Origin of the sequence: Rhizobacter sp., assembly GCF_035702065.1 — a bacterium.
Lineage (GTDB): Bacteria > Pseudomonadota > Gammaproteobacteria > Burkholderiales > Burkholderiaceae_C > Rhizobacter.
Genome location: NZ_DASSRA010000142.1, coordinates 13,224 through 27,807 on the forward strand (window position 1 = coordinate 13,224; position 14,584 = coordinate 27,807).

Consider the following 14,584-nt stretch of genomic DNA (forward strand, 5'->3'; position numbering starts at 1 on the left):
AGGCGGGTGGTTCCTCGGTTCTTCTGAAAGGATTCCCCTGCTGCAAGATCTGGTCTCGTTGAAAACACTGCGCCTGCAACTGAGGTTTCTCGTGCCTCTGGTTCTGACCCTGACCGCAGCGGCGTACATCGCTCTCCCCTTGATGGACCGGCTGACGCTGCGCTGGTTTGCGCGTGATCTCAACATGCGCGGGGCGCTCGTCGCCAGTGCGCTGTCCGATTCCATCGAGGACGCCTTGCAGCAAGGCCGGGACGGCCGCGTGCAATCCTTGCTCAACCGGGCTGTGCAAGACGAGCGCCTGGTGGCGGTGGGCCTGTGCGCGGAAGACGGCCGCCTGCTGCAGCACACCGGCAACTACCCCAAGACGCTCGACTGCCGCACCGCACAGCAGACCGCCACCTCGAAGGAGCCGTTGCTGCGCCTCTCGGGCGGGGCGCTGCAAGTGGGCCTGTACCCGGTGGACAACCAGGGCCGCCACATCGGTGACCTGATCCTGTTGCATGACCTGAGCTTCATCGACCGCCGCAGCCAGGACACGCGCCGCTACCTCATCCTGCTGATCGTGGCACTGGGCGTGACGATGGCACTCATCACCATGGTGGTGGCGCAGCTCAGCTGGCACGGCTGGGTGAAGGGCATGCGCTCGATCCTGCGAGGCGAGGGCCTGCTGCGGCCGATGGCCGAAGGCAGTGCGCCGCCCGAACTGGCCCCGCTGGCGGCCGACGTGCGGGCGCGCCTGCGCGATCTGGAAGACCAGTACCGACGCGCGCTGGGCAGCGACGAGGAGTGGAATCCTGACCGACTCCGGTCGTTGTTGCAGACGCAATTACGCGGCGACCAGGTGATCGTCGTGTCGAACCGCGAGCCCTACATCCACATCAAGACACCCGAGGGCGTGGTGGTCGAGCAGCCGGCGAGCGGCCTGGTGACGGCCGTTGAGCCGGTGATGCGTGCCTGCTCCGGCACCTGGATCGCGCACGGCAGCGGCGACGCCGACCGCGGGTCGGTCGACGCACACGACCGCGTGAGAGTCCCCCCTGGCCACCCCGAGTACCTGCTGCGTCGCATCTGGCTCACGCCGGAAGAAGAGCAGGGCTACTACTACGGCTTCGCCAACGAAGGACTGTGGCCGCTGTGCCACGTGGCGCACGTGCGGCCGGTGTTCCGCGAGTCCGACTGGCGCAAGTACCGCGAGGTCAACCAGCGCTTCGCCGACGCGGTGGTGGCCGAGGCCCGCGGCGAAGACCCCATCGTGCTGGTGCAGGACTACCACTTCGCCTTGCTGCCGGCCATGGTGCGCGCCAAGTTGCCGCGCGCCACCATCATCACCTTCTGGCACATCCCCTGGCCCAACCCGGAGTCGTTCAGCATCTGCCCGTGGCGGCAGGAGCTGCTGCAGGGCATGCTGGGCAGCAACATCCTGGGCTTCCACACGCGCTTTCACTGCAAGAACTTCATCGAGACGGTGGACCGCAACCTCGAAGCGCGCATTGAGCACGAGCACTCCACCATCTCGTACCAGGCCGACGAGACGCTGATCGAGAGCTACCCGATCTCCATCGCCTGGCCGAGCCTGGAAGAGACCCTGAGCGTGCCGCCGGCTGCGGTGTGCCGGGCCCGGGTCTATGCGCGCATGGGCTTTCATCCCAAGCTCAAGCTGGCCATCGGCGTGGACCGCTTCGACTACACCAAGGGCATCTTGGAGCGGCTGCATGCGGTGGAGAACCTGCTCATCAAGCACCCCGAGTGCATCGGCGAGTTCGCCTTCGTGCAGGTGGCGGCGCCCACACGCTCGTCGCTGGAGGAGTACCGCGTGTTCCAGGAGCGCATTCTTCAGGTCACCCAGCGCATCAACGACCGCTTCAGCCGGCCGGGCTACCAGCCGGTGCACCTGCTGGCCAAGCACCACGGCCACCACGCGCTGACCGAGCTCTACCGGGCGGCCGACGTGTGTGCCGTGACCAGCCTGCACGACGGCATGAACCTGGTGTGCAAGGAGTTCGTGGCGGCCCGTGACGACGAACAGGGCGTGCTGGTGCTGAGCCGCTTCGCCGGCGCGGCCCGCGAGCTGGGCGAGGCGCTGATCGTCAACCCATACCACGTGGAGGAAACCGCCGAAGCCCTGTACCGCGGCATCATCATGCCTCCGGCCGAGCAGCGCGAGCGCATGGCCAACATGCGCGCGACGGTGCGCGAGTTCAACGTCTTCCGCTGGGCCGGCCGCATGCTCGCCCACGCGGCGCGCCTGCGGCTGCGCAGCCGCGTCGAGGCGCGCGTGCTGCTCCACCAGGCTGAATAGATGACGCCGCTCTTCTCACCTGCCGGAGACCAGGCGCTCGTCGACCTGCTGCAGCGGCGCCCGCTGCTGGCCTTCGATTTCGACGGCACGCTGGCCCCCATCGTCGACCGGCCCGAGCGTGCGCGCGTGCCGATGGCCTGGGCCGAGATGCTGATCGAGCTGGCGCGCCTGCTGCCCACCGCCATCGTCACCGGGCGCTCGGTGACGGACGTGACGGCGAGACTTCCGTTCTCGCCGCGCTACGTGCTGGGCAACCACGGCGCCGAAGACCCGAAGGGCGCGATGCGCCCCGGCTCGGTGGCGCGGCTGGCGCCGGTGCGCCACGCGCTGGACCAGCTGGCCCCCCAGTGGCAGGCCCTGGGCATCGAGCTCGAGGACAAGCAGTTCTCGCTCGCCTTGCACTACCGGCGCGCGCCCGACCTGCTGGCCGCACGCGAGTGGATCGACGCGCTGCTGCGCAATGGCGACCAGGCCGGGCTGCACATCTTCCATGGCAAGTGCGTGCTGAACATCGCCCCGGACGATGCGGCCGACAAGGCCGATGCGGTGATGTCGCTGGTGCGGCGCGCCGGCACCACGGCGGCCCTGTTCGCCGGCGACGACATCAACGACGAGCCGGTGTTCGAACGCGTGCCGCACGACTGGCTCACGCTCAAGGTCGGTGACGATGGCCACCCCAGCCGCGCACGCTATGTCATCGACACCCAGGAAGACGTCGGCAAGCTCCTGAAGCGGCTGCTGGAGCTTGCCGTGCTCGGCGCGGCTCAGTCTTCGTAAGCTGACAGTGGCACACAGCTGCAGAAGAGGTTGCGGTCGCCGTAGACGTTGTCGACCCGGCCGACCGGCGCCCAGTACTTCTGCTGCCGCAGGCTCTTCACCGGGTAGGCCGCTTCCTCGCGCGAGTAGGGGTGGGGCCAGTCCGACTTGAGCAGCGCGGCCGTGGTGTGCGGCGCGGCCTTGAGCGGGTTGTCCTCGCGCGGCCAGCTGCCTTGCTCGACGCGTGCGATCTCCTGGCGGATGGCAATCATCGCGTCGCAGAAGCGGTCGAGTTCGACCAGCGGCTCGCTCTCGGTGGGCTCCACCATCAGCGTGCCGGCCACCGGGAAGCTCAGCGTGGGTGCGTGGAAGCCGTAGTCGATGAGGCGTTTGGCCACGTCTTCGGCGCTCACGCCCGAGCTTTCCTTGAGTGGCCGCAGGTCGAGGATGCACTCGTGCGCCACGCCGCCGCCCTTCACGCCGGCGATGTTGCCGCTGTAGTGGATGTCGTAGTGGTCGGCCAGGCGCGCGGCAATGTAGTTGGCGCTGAGGATGGCGGTCTCGGTGGCCTGCTTGAGGCCGTCCGCGCCCATCATGCGCACGTACATCCAGCTGATGGGCAGCACGGCTGCATTGCCCAGCGGGGCGGCGCTGACCGCGCCGACGTTGGTTTCGCCGCCGATGCCCGCGGCGCGGTGCGCCGGCAGGTAGGGCACCAGGTCTTCCACCACGCACACCGGCCCCACGCCGGGGCCGCCGCCGCCGTGCGGGATGCAGAAGGTCTTGTGCAGGTTGAGGTGGCTCACGTCGCCACCGAACTCGCCCGGCGCGGCGATGCCCACCAGCGCGTTCATGTTGGCGCCGTCCACGTAGACGCGGCCGCCGTGCTGGTGGATCAGCGCGCACAGCTCCTTCACGCGCGTCTCGAACACGCCGTAGGTGCTGGGGTAGGTGATCATCACGCAGGCCAGGTTGGCGCTGTGTTGCTCACACTTGGCCTTGAGGTCGGCGAGGTCGACGTTGCCGTCGGCGTCGCACTTGGTCACCACCACCTGCAAGCCCACCATCTGCGCGCTGGCGGGGTTGGTGCCGTGCGCTGACTCGGGGATCAGGCAGATGTTGCGGTGGCCCTGGCCCTTGGCCTCGTGGTAGGCCTTGATGGCCAGCAGGCCGGCGTACTCGCCCTGCGAGCCGGCATTGGGCTGCAGGCTGATGCCGGCGTAGCCGGTGGCCTGGCACAGCCAGTCGCGCAGCTGCTGGTCGAGCTCGGCATAGCCTTGCAGCTGGTCTTGCGGCGCGAACGGGTGCACGTTGGCGAACTCGCTCCAGGTGATGGGGATCATCTCGCTGGTGGCGTTGAGCTTCATCGTGCACGAGCCCAGCGGGATCATGCTGCGGTCGAGCGCGAGGTCCTTGTCCGACAGGCTGCGGATGTAGCGCAGCATCTCGGTCTCGGAGTGGTGGGTGTTGAACACCGGGTGGGTGAGGTAGGGGCTGCGGCGCTGCAGCTCGGCCGGGATGCGCGAGGCGATGCCCTTCTCGTACTTCTCGAATGAGGAGCCGGCCTTGCCGAAGAGCGTCCACAGCGCACGCAGGTCGTCGCGCGTGGTGGTCTCGTCGAGCGTGATGCCCACCGTGCCGGCCGAGGCGCGGCGCAGGTTGAAGCCGGCGGCGCGGGCGGCCGCGAGCACCTGCTCGGTCTTGTCGCCGGTGGTGACTTCGAGCGTGTCGAAGGCGGCCTTGCCGTGCACGAGCGGGGCGCCCAGCTCCTCCAGGCCGGCAGCCAGGATGGCGGTGTAGCTGGCCACGCGCTCGGCGATGCGCCTGAGGCCGGCCGGCCCGTGGTACACGGCGTACATGCTGGCGATGACCGCCGGCAGCACCTGCGCCGTGCAGATGTTGGAGGTGGCCTTCTCGCGGCGGATGTGCTGTTCGCGCGTTTGCAGCGCCAGGCGGTAGGCCGGGTTGCCATGGCTGTCGACGCTCACGCCGACCAAGCGGCCGGGCATGGAGCGCTTGAACTCGTCCTTGGTGGCCATGTAGGCGGCGTGCGGGCCGCCATTGCCCATGGGCATGCCGAAGCGCTGGGTATTGCCCACCGCAATGTCGGCACCCATCTCCCCGGGCGGGGTGAGCAGGGTGAGCGCGAGCAGGTCGGCCGCCACGATGGCCAGGCCACCGGCGGCGTGCACGGCGTCGATCACCGGCTTGAGGTCACGCACCACGCCGTTCACGCCGGGGTACTGGAACAGCGCGCCGAACACCGGCTTCTCGGCCGCGGCGGCGGCCGGGCCGGTGAGTACCTCGATGCCCAGCGGCTTGGCGCGCGTGCGCACCACCTCCAGCGTTTGCGGCAGCACGTCATCGGCCACGAAGAAGCTCGTGGACTTGCTCTTGCCGACCCGCATGGCCAGGGTCATGGCCTCGGCGGCGGAGGTGGCCTCGTCGAGCATCGACGAGCCGGCGATGGCCAGGCCCGTCAGGTCGCACACCATGGTCTGGAAGTTGACCAGCGCCTCCATGCGGCCTTGCGAGATCTCGGCCTGGTACGGCGTGTACGCGGTGTACCAGGCCGGGTTCTCGAGGATATTGCGCAGGATGACGCCGGGCGTGTGCGTGCCGTGGTAGCCCTGGCCGATGAAGCTCTTGAGCAGCTTGTTCTTGCCTGCGATGGCCTTCAGCTCGGCCAGCGCCTGCGACTCGGTGAGCGGTGCGGGCAGCTGCATCGGTGCCGGGCGGGCGATTGCGCGCGGCACGATGGCGTCGATCAGCGCGCGGCGCGAAGCCGCGCCGATCACCGACAGCATGTGCGCTTCGTCGTCTTCCCAGATGCCGATGTGGCGGGCCACGAATTCAGACGGGTTCTCGAGCTCGCCGAGAGAGCGGTGGGCGGACATCAGCATGTCGTCGGTTCCTGCGGGGCGTGGGGCAAAGAAGGAGGGATCAGGCGTTCTTGACGAGTTCGTCGTAGGCCGGGGCGTCGAGCAGGTGCTCGAACTCGGCCATGTCGGCCACGCGCACCTTGAAGAACCAGCCGTTGCCCAGCGGGTCGGTGTTGGCCAGGGCCGGGTCGGCGCGCAGGGCTTCGTTCACCTCGACGACTTCGCCGCTGACCGGCATGTACAGGTCGGCCGCGGCCTTCACGGACTCGACCACGCCCGCCACGTCGCCCTTCTTGAAGCTGCGGCCGACCTCGGGCAGATCGACGAAGACCACATCGCCCAGCGCATCTTGCGCATGCTGGGTGATGCCCACGGTGGCGGCCTCGTGGTCTTCGATGTTGATCCACTCGTGGTCGGGGGTGTACATGGTCGTCATGGGAAGGCTCCTGGTTTGAATGGGGATGAAAAGGGGGTGATCTCAGCCGCGGTGGTAGCGGTGGGGCGTAAAGGGCATGGCGGTCACGCGCATGGGCTGCGCCTTGCCGCGCACGTCGGCATACACCTCGTGGTGCGGCAGCGCGTGGTTGCCGGCGAGGTAGGCCATGGCGATGGGGTGGTTGACGGTGGGCGACAGCGTGCCGCTGGTCACCTGGCCCAGCTTGTGGCCCTTGGCGTCGGTGATGACGGCGCCCTCGCGCACCGGCACGCGTTCCAGGCCCAGCAAGCCCACCCGCTTGTGGCTGGGCCCGCTGGCGAGCTCCGCCTCGATGACGCGTGCGCCGGGGTAGCCGCCGGCACGGGCACCGCCGGGGCGGCGCACCTTCTGGATGGCCCAGGTGAGACCGGCCTCGACCGGCGTGGTGTTCTCGTTGATGTCGTGGCCGTAGAGGCACAGGCCGGCTTCCAGGCGCAGCGTGTCGCGTGCCCCCAGGCCAGCCGGCTTGACCTCGGGCAGCGCCAGCAGCGCGCGGGCCAGCGCTTCGGCCTTGTCGGCCGGCACCGAGATCTCGAAGCCGTCTTCGCCGGTGTAGCCGGAACGGGTGACGAAGCAGTCGGCGCCCGCGATGTGGGCGTGCATGCCGGTCATGAAGGTGAGGCTGGCGACCTCGGGGTTGAGGCGGCGCAGCGCGGCCACCGCCTTGGGGCCTTGCAAGGCCAGCAGGGCCTGGTCGGGCAGTGGCTGCACCGTGCAGCGGTGGCCGATGTGGGTGACCAGGTGGCGGATGTCGGCGGCCTTGCAGGCGGCGTTGACGACGAGGAAGAGGTCGTCCGCGCGGCGGGTGATCATCAGGTCGTCGAGGATGCCGCCGTTGGCGTTGGTGAAGAGCGCGTAGCGCTGCTTGCCAACCGCGAGGTCGACCACGTCGACCGGCACCAGCGTCTCAAGCGCCTTGGCGGCGTCGGCACCGACCAGCCGCAGCTGGCCCATGTGGGAGACGTCGAACAGCGCGGCCGACTCGCGGCAGTGCTTGTGCTCCGCGATGATGCCGCCGGGGTAGTTGACCGGCATGTCGTAGCCGGCGAACGGCACCATCTTGGCGCCGAGTTCGAGGTGCAGCGCGTACAGCGGGGTGCTCAGCAGGGGGGCGTTGGCGGACATGGCGTTCTCCGAGGGCATTGTTGTGGCGCGAGCATCCTCCACCTGCGTGGCGAATGCCGCAATGCCCTCACTGTCCGCTCTACCTGAGAGATTGGTGCGGGCCGATCAACGGCCGTGCACTTGCCCCTTCGGTGGGCCCACTCGGGGTGGGCCTCTCTCCAGCGAGGAACGCCATGTTTCCATGGCGTGTGCCAGTCCTTTTGCCTGAGCGTTCGAGCCGTGCATCTCTGCGCGGCCCTGCGCCTTCGGCGGCTTCACGGGGAAGCTCTCTCCTGGCTTTGGGGAGTGTAGCTCTCCCCGTTGGTCACATCCCGGAATAGTTGGGGCCGCCACCGCCTTCGGGGGTGACCCAGACGATGTTCTGCGTCGGGTCCTTGATGTCGCAGGTCTTGCAGTGCACGCAGTTCTGCGCGTTGATCTGCAGGCGGTCGGTGTTGTCGGCGTTCTTCACGAACTCGTACACGCCGGCCGGGCAGTAGCGCGCTTCGGGGCCGGCGTACTTGGCGAGGTTGATGGCCACCGGCACGGACGCATCCTTCAGCGTCAGGTGGGCCGGCTGGTGCTCTTCGTGGTTGGTGTTGCTCACGAAGACGCTGCCCAGGCGATCGAAGGTGAGCTTGCCATCGGGCTTGGGGTAGCTGATCTGCTCGCACTCGGCCGCGGGCTTGAGGTACAGGTGGTCAGCCTTGGTGCGGTGGAACGACCAGGGCGGTGCTTTGAACCCCAGGCGCGGCAAGAGCCAGTGCTCGATGCCGACCATCAGGCCACCGAAGATGTTGCCGAACTTGAACCAGCTCTTGAAGTTGCGCGAGGCTTCCAGCTCGGCGCGCAGCCAGCTCTTGTCGAAGGCGGCGGGGTAGTCGGTGAGCTCGTCGTACTGGCGGCCGGCCGTGACGGCGGCGAAAGCCGCTTCGGCGCACAGCATGCCGCTCTTGATCGCGGCATGGCTGCCCTTGATGCGGGCGCCGTTGAGGTAGCCGGCATCGCAGCCCACCAGGGCACCGCCCGGGAACACCGCCTTGGGCAGGCTCATGATGCCGCCGGTGGTGATGGCGCGCGCGCCGTAGCTGATGCGCTTGCCGCCTTCGAGGAAGGCCTTGATGCGCGGGTGGGTCTTCCAGCGCTGCATCTCCTCGAACGGGCTGAGGTACGGGTTGCTGTAGTTGAGGCCGGTCACCAGGCCCAGCGTCACCTTGTTGTCTTCGAGGTGGTACATGAAGCCGCCACCGTAGGTGTCGTCTTTCATCGGCCAGCCGGCGGTGTGGATCACGAGACCCGCCTTGTGCTTGGCCGGGTCGATCTCCCACAGCTCCTTCACGCCGATGGCGTAGGCCTGCGGGTCTTTGCCGGCATCGAGCTTGTACTTGGCGATGAGTTGCTTGCCCAGATGGCCGCGCGACCCTTCGGCAAACACGGTGTACTTGGCATGCAGCTCCATGCCGAGCTGGAAGCTGTCGTTCGGCTGGCCGTCTTTGCCGATGCCGAGGTTGCCGGTGGCGATGCCCTTGACGCTGCCATCGTCGTTGTAGAGCACCTCCGCAGCGGCGAAGCCGGGGAAGATCTCGACGCCCAGCGCTTCGGCCTGCTGGCCCAGCCAGCGCACCACGTTGCCCAGGCCGACGATGTAGTTGCCTTCGTTGTGGAAGCAGTTGGGGATCAGGAACTGCGGCGTGTCGAAGGCGCCGTTCTGCGTGAGCCACAACAGCTTGTCGCCGGTGACGGGCTGGTTCAGCGGGGCGCCATCGGCCTTCCAGTTGGGCAGCAGCTCGGTCAGAGCCTTCGGGTCCATCACGGCGCCGCTCAGGGTGTGGGCGCCGGGCTCGGAGCCCTTCTCGAGCACCACCACCGAGATCTCCTTGCTGTGTTCGGCTGCAAGCTGCTTCAGGCGGATCGCCGTGGCAAGGCCAGCCGGGCCGCCACCGACGACGACGACGTCGTACTCCATGGCTTCGCGGGGGCCGTACTGGGCCAGAATTTCGGCGGGGGTCATGCAGTCTCCTTGGATAGAACGCTTGGATGGACGATTACCGCGCATTCTAATTGGCAAGAAGCTCGAATAGAACGATCGTTCGTTTCTGTTTCGCTCTGCAGTCCACGAGGTGTGCGACGCGCCGAATGCGCGTGATATCTTCATCGCCACTTTGTTGTAAAGACGCTGAGGAGAACGACATGGGCTACACCATCGATCTGTCGGGCCGCGTGGCCCTGGTCACCGGTGCATCGAGTGGTTTGGGCACGCAGTTCGCCAAGACGCTTGCGGGTGCGGGGGCCGCGGTGGTGCTGGCTGGCCGGCGCATCGAGCGTCTGAAGGCGCTGCGTGCAGAGATCGAGGCGGCGGGCGGCGATGCCCACGTGGTCACGCTCGACGTGACCGACCACGACAGCATCAAGTCGGCCGTGGCCCACGCCGAGACCGAGATGGGCACCATCGACATCCTGGTGAACAACTCGGGCGTGAGCACCACGCAGAAGCTCACCGACGTGACGCCCGAAGACTACGACTACGTGATGGACACCAACACCAAAGGCGCTTTCTTCGTGGCCCAGGAGGTGGGCAAGCGCATGCTGGCGCGCGCCAAGGGCGCGGCGCCGGGCACCTTCACCGGCGGGCGCATCGTCAACATCGCTTCGATGGCCGGCCTCAAGGTGCTGGGACAGATCGGCGTGTACTGCATGAGCAAGGCGGCGGTGGTGCACATGACCCGCGCCATGGCCTTGGAGTGGGGCAAGTACGGCATCAACGTGAACGCGATCTGCCCCGGCTACATCGACACCGAGATCAACCACCACCACTGGAAGACCGACCAGGGCCAGAAGCTCATCGCCATGCTGCCGCGCAAGCGCGTTGGCCAGCCGCAGGATCTGGACGTGGTGCTGATGATGCTGTGCTCGAACGAGAGCCACTTCGTGAATGGCGCAGTGATCCAGGCCGACGACGGTTTTGCGGTCTGATGCGTGAGTTGTCATTGCTGGAGGCGCGGGTTCTCGGTGTCCTGATCGAGAAGGCCCATACCGTGCCCGACAGCTACCCGCTGTCGCTGAACTCCCTGGTGTCGGGCTGCAACCAGAAGACCACGCGCGACCCGGTAATGAACGCGACCGACTCCGAGGTGCAGGGCGCTGCCGATGCACTCAAGAGCCTGCACCTGGTCTTCGAGTCGAGCGGCTCGCGGGTGATTCGCTACGAGCACAACATGGGCCGTGCGATGGCCTTGCCTTCGCAGTCGGTGGCCTTGCTCGCGGTGCTGATGCTGCGCGGCCCGCAGACCAGCTCGGAGCTGCGCGCCAACTGCGACCGGCTGCATCGGTTTGCCGACGTGTCGTCGGTGGAAGCGTTCCTCGAAGAGCTCGCGGAGCGCAGCGAAGAGAAGGGCGGTCCGCTGGTGCTCAAGCTGCCCCGGGCTCCCGGCGCGCGCGAGCCGCGCTGGACGCACCTGCTGTGCGGTGCAGTCGACGTGGCCAGCCTGCCGGTGGCGGCGCAATCGGAGGACTTCGTCGCCACGAGCGAACTGGCCGCACTCAAATCACAACAGCTGAACATGCAACGCGAGCTCGACGAGTTGCGCGCGCTGGTCGACAGGCTGTACGCTGAATTGGGTGTGAGCAAAACCTGAGGGAGTGGCGCAATGCGCATCGAGATACCGGATGAGAAACGCCTGGTCCATGAGATGCGCATCCCGATCCGGTGGGGTGACATGGACGCCATGGGCCATGTCAACAACGTCAGCTACTTCCGCTACCTGGAGACGGCGCGCATCGAGTGGCTGAACGGCGCGGGCTTCCAGCCCGACCCGGGCGGCGAAGGCTTCGTGATCATCAACGCCTTCTGCAACTTCCTGATCCAGCTCGAATACCCGGGCGAGATCGTCGCCAAGACCTACGCGGCCAACCTGGGCCGCAGCAGCTTCGACAGCTTCACCACGCTGGAGCGTGCCGACCAACCTGGGGTGATCAGCGCCGCGGGCGGCGCCACCATCGTGTGGGTGAACTTCCCGCAGCAGAAGTCGATGCCGTTCCCGTCGCGGCTGCGTGAGCTGATCGCCTGACCCCCGAGCGCCATGCGGTTCTTGCGCAGCCTGCTCAGCCTGACTCTTCTGGCCTGGGCCGGGGTCGTGTTCGCGCTGGGGCTCGAGTTGTCGCCGCTGGAGCGCGCCTGGGTGCAGACGCATCCGCAGCTGCGACTGGGCGTGTCGCGCGAGTACCCACCGTACTACTTCGTTCCTGCGGCACCGGCGCGGCCACACGGCTTCGTGATCGGCATGGTCGACCTGTGGGCCGAGCGGCTGGGCATGTCGGTGGACATCCGCCGCTTCGACAACAACGACGAAGCCGTGCGCGCCCTGCTCGCCGGGGAGATCGACATGATCCCCTACGCCCTGCCCCAGGCAGGCAATGCCTTGCTCAACCTGCCGGTGTTTGCCGCCGACCAGGTGCTGGTGGCGCGGCGCGACCTGCCCGACATCTCGCCCAACGACAGCTTCGGCCGCTACCGCGTGGCGGCGGTCGAAGGCTCGCCCGCCGCAGCCTTGCTGGCCACACGCTTCCCCGCCGCCAAGGTGGCCTTGTTCGCCAATGCCGACGAGGCGCTGCGTGCCGTGGCCTCGGGCAATGCCGATCTGTTTGTGGGTTATCAGCAGGTGGTGGTCTACCACGTGGAGAAGCTGTTCCTGGCCAACCTCGTGATCCGCCGCAACCTCGGCCCGGGCAGCGTGCCCATCGGCCCCATGGTGCGGCGTGATGCCACGGCGCTGCGCGGCGTGCTGGCCCGTGCCATCGACTCGGTAACGGCCGCCGACCGCTCGGCACTGGTGGCGCGCTGGTTGCCGGCCAGCGCGCTGGCCGCGCCAAGCGGCGAGGCCGCGGCGCTCACCCCGGCCGAGCGGGAATGGGTCGGCCGCTACGGCCGCATCCGTGTGGGCTTCGATGCCGACTTCTCGCCCATCACACGCGCTGGCGACCTGGCCGAGCCGCAGGGGCTGGGGATCGACTACCTGCGTTTGGTGACGCGCAAGACGGGTCTGGCGATCCAGAGCGAGGTGGGTGGCGCGTTCGCCGACGTTTATGCCAAGGGGCTGGCCGGTGAGATCGACGTGATCGTGGGCCTCGTGCGCACACCGCAGCGCCGTCTCGACTACGAGTTCGTCGGGCCGTTCTCGCGCGTGCCGACCGCCATCGTCATGCGCGACGACGACACCAGCCTTCTCACCGAGACACGCGAGTTCGGCGTGCGCAAGGTGGCGCTGCTGAGGCAGCACTTTCTGATCCCCGAGTTGATGGCGCGCCACCCCGGCATCCGGCTGGTGGAGTTCGACCGCCAGGACCAGGCGCTCGCGGCCGTGGCCGAGGGCGCGGCCGATGTGGCGCTGGGCAACCTCAAGGTCGTCAACGAGCTGATCGAGCGGCGCTTCGGCGGCATGCTGCGCATCACCGGCACCGTGGCGGGCGGCGACAGCGAGCTCTACTTCGGCGTACGCCCGGGGCAGGGCGAGCTCAAGCAGATCCTGCGCAAGGGGCTCGACGCGGTGAGCGACGCCGAGTCGAGCGCGATCGCCCAGCGCTGGCTGGTGGTGGAGGTGCAACCCGGCGTGGCCTGGCGCAAGCTCATTGCCTGGGGTGGGCCTTTGCTGCTGGCCTTGCTCGTGGGCATGGGCCTGCTCTGGCACAGCCGGCGCAAGATGGCCGAGGCGCGCGAGATCGAGGCGCGTGGCCGCCGCCTGGCGGAGGACGCGGCCGCCTCGCGTGGCCGCTTCCTGTCGTACCTGTCGCACGAGTTGCGCGGCACCTTGGGCGCGGTGGCCAGCGGTGCAGCGATGGCCAAGAGCCATCCCGACCCGGCTTTTCAGGCAACCTTGCTCGATGCCATGGCCGAGTCGCTGCGCGGCCTGAGCCAGGTGTTCGAGACCACGCTGGCTTTCGAGCAGACGCTGGCCAAGCCGATCGAACTCCAGCCCGAGGCGCAAAGCCTGTCCTCCCTCTGGACGCGCCTGGTCGCGCCCGGCCAGCTGGCAGCCCACCAGAAGGGCATTGCCTTCGACGCGCGTTGCGAAGCGGGCGACGAGACGGTGCTCGTCGACGGGCCGCGCCTGCAGCAGGTGGTGAGCAACCTGCTGCACAACGCGGTGAAGTTCACCTCCCAGGGGCAGGTGAGCATCCGCGGGTGCTGGGTCGACGACGGCGAGCCCGCCACGCCACGCGAGTTCGAGATCACCGTGGCCGACAACGGGCCGGGCATGTCGGCCGAGGAGATCGAGCGCGTCTTCGAACCCTATGCGCAGGGCGCCGAAGGGCAGCGGCTGCGCCATGGTGCGGGTCTGGGGCTCGCGATTTCGCGCCAGATCGTGATGGCGATGCACGGCAGTCTCACGGCGCACAGCACGCCGGGGCTGGGCGCGACCTTCGTGGTGCGCGTGCCTCTGGAACTCAGGCGCTGAGCAGCTTGTGCACCAGGTCTGGCGTGGTCGAGGCCGCGTACTTGCGCATCAGGCGGGCGCGGTAGACGTCGACGGTGCGAGGGCTGATGCCCAGCTTCTTGCCGATCAGCTTGCTGGTCAGGCCGTCGATCAGCAGCGCGGCGATCTCGCGCTCGCGTGCGGTGAGCTCGGCCTTGAGCTGGCGCACCGATGACAGGTCTTCGAACGACCAGATGCCGGCTGCATGCGGCTGCGTCGGGTCGAGCGAGCGGCCCGACACATGGCACCAGAACAGCTCGCCGCGCTGGGGGCCGTCCACGCGCTTCATCACGCGCTCGTCGGCGTACCAGCCGCTGGCGTTGAGGCTGGCAGCGATGCGCTGGCCGGTGCGCTCGAACTCTTCGTGCGTGGGGTAGAGCATCTCGAACGACTGGCCGAGCAGCTGCTCCTTGGAGGCACCGAACATGTCGAGCAGCTGCTGGTTGCAGTCGAGCATGAGGCGGTTGCGCGACAGCACCATGCCGATCGGCGCGAGGTCGAAGGCGGTGCGGTAGTCGTCGGCGCTGAGGGTCATAGGCAGGGTGTGGTTGGGCTGCGCGGGTATGTTGCTAGTCAAATCTACGTAACGTCTACTTAA

11 protein-coding genes and 2 riboswitches are annotated in these 14,584 nt (G+C 67.9%); of the genes, 6 read left to right on the forward strand and 5 right to left on the reverse strand.

The window, feature by feature from the left end:
- Positions 1-91 precede the first annotated feature (91 nt).
- Together VFL64_RS06625 and otsB are read left to right on the forward strand one after the other, a co-directional pair.
- The gene (locus tag VFL64_RS06625; RefSeq protein WP_489539588.1) at positions 92-2,299 is read left to right on the forward strand and encodes an alpha,alpha-trehalose-phosphate synthase (UDP-forming); all 2,208 of its coding nucleotides are present in this window, start codon (positions 92-94) and stop codon (positions 2,297-2,299) included.
- Complete coding sequence (gene otsB / locus VFL64_RS06630) at positions 2,300-3,076, forward strand: trehalose-phosphatase (RefSeq protein WP_489539589.1); 777 nt, start codon at positions 2,300-2,302, stop codon at positions 3,074-3,076. It abuts the gene before it with no gap.
- Here the strand turns inward: otsB and gcvP are convergent.
- The 4 genes from gcvP to VFL64_RS06650 all read right to left on the reverse strand — a co-directional run bounded on the left by gcvP (position 3,064) and on the right by VFL64_RS06650 (position 9,527).
- A complete protein-coding gene (gene gcvP / locus VFL64_RS06635) occupies positions 3,064-5,958 on the reverse strand; it encodes an aminomethyl-transferring glycine dehydrogenase (RefSeq protein ID WP_489539590.1) in 2,895 nt (964 codons plus the stop codon). The two genes, otsB and gcvP, sit on opposite strands and share 13 nt — an antisense overlap.
- A 40-nt stretch (positions 5,959-5,998) precedes the next feature.
- Positions 5,999-6,373 (reverse strand): glycine cleavage system protein GcvH, encoded by a 375-nt coding sequence (gcvH, locus tag VFL64_RS06640; protein WP_489539591.1) that lies wholly within the window; start codon positions 6,371-6,373, stop codon positions 5,999-6,001.
- A 42-nt stretch (positions 6,374-6,415) separates the two neighbouring features.
- The gene (gene gcvT / locus VFL64_RS06645; RefSeq protein ID WP_489539592.1) at positions 6,416-7,537 is read right to left on the reverse strand and encodes a glycine cleavage system aminomethyltransferase GcvT; all 1,122 of its coding nucleotides are present in this window, start codon (positions 7,535-7,537) and stop codon (positions 6,416-6,418) included.
- Positions 7,538-7,597: 60 nt separating this feature from the next.
- A riboswitch (glycine riboswitch) is annotated at positions 7,598-7,709 on the reverse strand.
- A 10-nt stretch (positions 7,710-7,719) separates the two neighbouring features.
- A riboswitch (glycine riboswitch) is annotated at positions 7,720-7,822 on the reverse strand.
- Positions 7,823-7,841: 19 nt separating this feature from the next.
- Positions 7,842-9,527, reverse strand: coding sequence for an electron transfer flavoprotein-ubiquinone oxidoreductase (locus tag VFL64_RS06650; RefSeq protein ID WP_489539593.1), 1,686 nt, complete (start codon positions 9,525-9,527; stop codon positions 7,842-7,844).
- Positions 9,528-9,706: 179 nt separating this feature from the next.
- On the opposite strand from VFL64_RS06650, the gene VFL64_RS06655 reads away from it, so the two are divergent.
- From VFL64_RS06655 to VFL64_RS06670, 4 genes are read left to right on the forward strand one after another with little or no spacing between them, the layout of a single operon-like run.
- Positions 9,707-10,489, forward strand: coding sequence for an SDR family oxidoreductase (locus tag VFL64_RS06655; RefSeq protein ID WP_489539594.1), 783 nt, complete (start codon positions 9,707-9,709; stop codon positions 10,487-10,489).
- Complete coding sequence (locus VFL64_RS06660) at positions 10,489-11,151, forward strand: YceH family protein (RefSeq protein WP_489539595.1); 663 nt, start codon at positions 10,489-10,491, stop codon at positions 11,149-11,151. Before VFL64_RS06655 ends, VFL64_RS06660 begins: the two co-directional genes overlap by 1 nt.
- A gap of 12 nt (positions 11,152-11,163) precedes the next feature.
- Positions 11,164-11,583, forward strand: a complete 420-nt coding sequence (locus VFL64_RS06665; RefSeq protein ID WP_489539596.1) for an acyl-CoA thioesterase — start codon at positions 11,164-11,166, stop codon at positions 11,581-11,583.
- Between the two features lie 12 nt (positions 11,584-11,595).
- Positions 11,596-13,968: an ATP-binding protein gene (locus tag VFL64_RS06670; RefSeq protein ID WP_489539597.1), complete on the forward strand. Its 2,373-nt coding sequence runs from the start codon at positions 11,596-11,598 to the stop codon at positions 13,966-13,968.
- On the opposite strand, the gene VFL64_RS06675 is transcribed toward VFL64_RS06670, so the two are convergent.
- Positions 13,958-14,521 carry a helix-turn-helix transcriptional regulator gene (locus VFL64_RS06675; protein WP_489539598.1) on the reverse strand — a complete coding sequence of 188 codons (564 nt, stop codon included), beginning with the start codon at positions 14,519-14,521 and terminating at the stop codon, positions 13,958-13,960. The genes VFL64_RS06670 and VFL64_RS06675 overlap by 11 nt on opposite strands.
- Positions 14,522-14,584: the final 63 nt, after the last annotated feature.

What these genes read in the sequence shown, in the direction of transcription:
- VFL64_RS06660 (WP_489539595.1), top strand. Translation starts at nt 10,489, where the DNA reads ATGCGTGAGTTGTCATTGCTGGAGGCGCGGGTTCTCGGTGTCCTGATC.
- gcvH (WP_489539591.1), bottom strand. Translation starts at nt 6,373, where the DNA reads ATGACGACCATGTACACCCCCGACCACGAGTGGATCAACATCGAAGAC.
- VFL64_RS06655 (WP_489539594.1), top strand. Translation starts at nt 9,707, where the DNA reads ATGGGCTACACCATCGATCTGTCGGGCCGCGTGGCCCTGGTCACCGGT.
- VFL64_RS06670 (WP_489539597.1), top strand. Translation starts at nt 11,596, where the DNA reads ATGCGGTTCTTGCGCAGCCTGCTCAGCCTGACTCTTCTGGCCTGGGCC.
- gcvP (WP_489539590.1), bottom strand. Translation starts at nt 5,958, where the DNA reads ATGCTGATGTCCGCCCACCGCTCTCTCGGCGAGCTCGAGAACCCGTCT.
- VFL64_RS06675 (WP_489539598.1), bottom strand. Translation starts at nt 14,521, where the DNA reads ATGACCCTCAGCGCCGACGACTACCGCACCGCCTTCGACCTCGCGCCG.
- VFL64_RS06665 (WP_489539596.1), top strand. Translation starts at nt 11,164, where the DNA reads ATGCGCATCGAGATACCGGATGAGAAACGCCTGGTCCATGAGATGCGC.
- VFL64_RS06650 (WP_489539593.1), bottom strand. Translation starts at nt 9,527, where the DNA reads ATGACCCCCGCCGAAATTCTGGCCCAGTACGGCCCCCGCGAAGCCATG.
- otsB (WP_489539589.1), top strand. Translation starts at nt 2,300, where the DNA reads ATGACGCCGCTCTTCTCACCTGCCGGAGACCAGGCGCTCGTCGACCTG.
- gcvT (WP_489539592.1), bottom strand. Translation starts at nt 7,537, where the DNA reads ATGTCCGCCAACGCCCCCCTGCTGAGCACCCCGCTGTACGCGCTGCAC.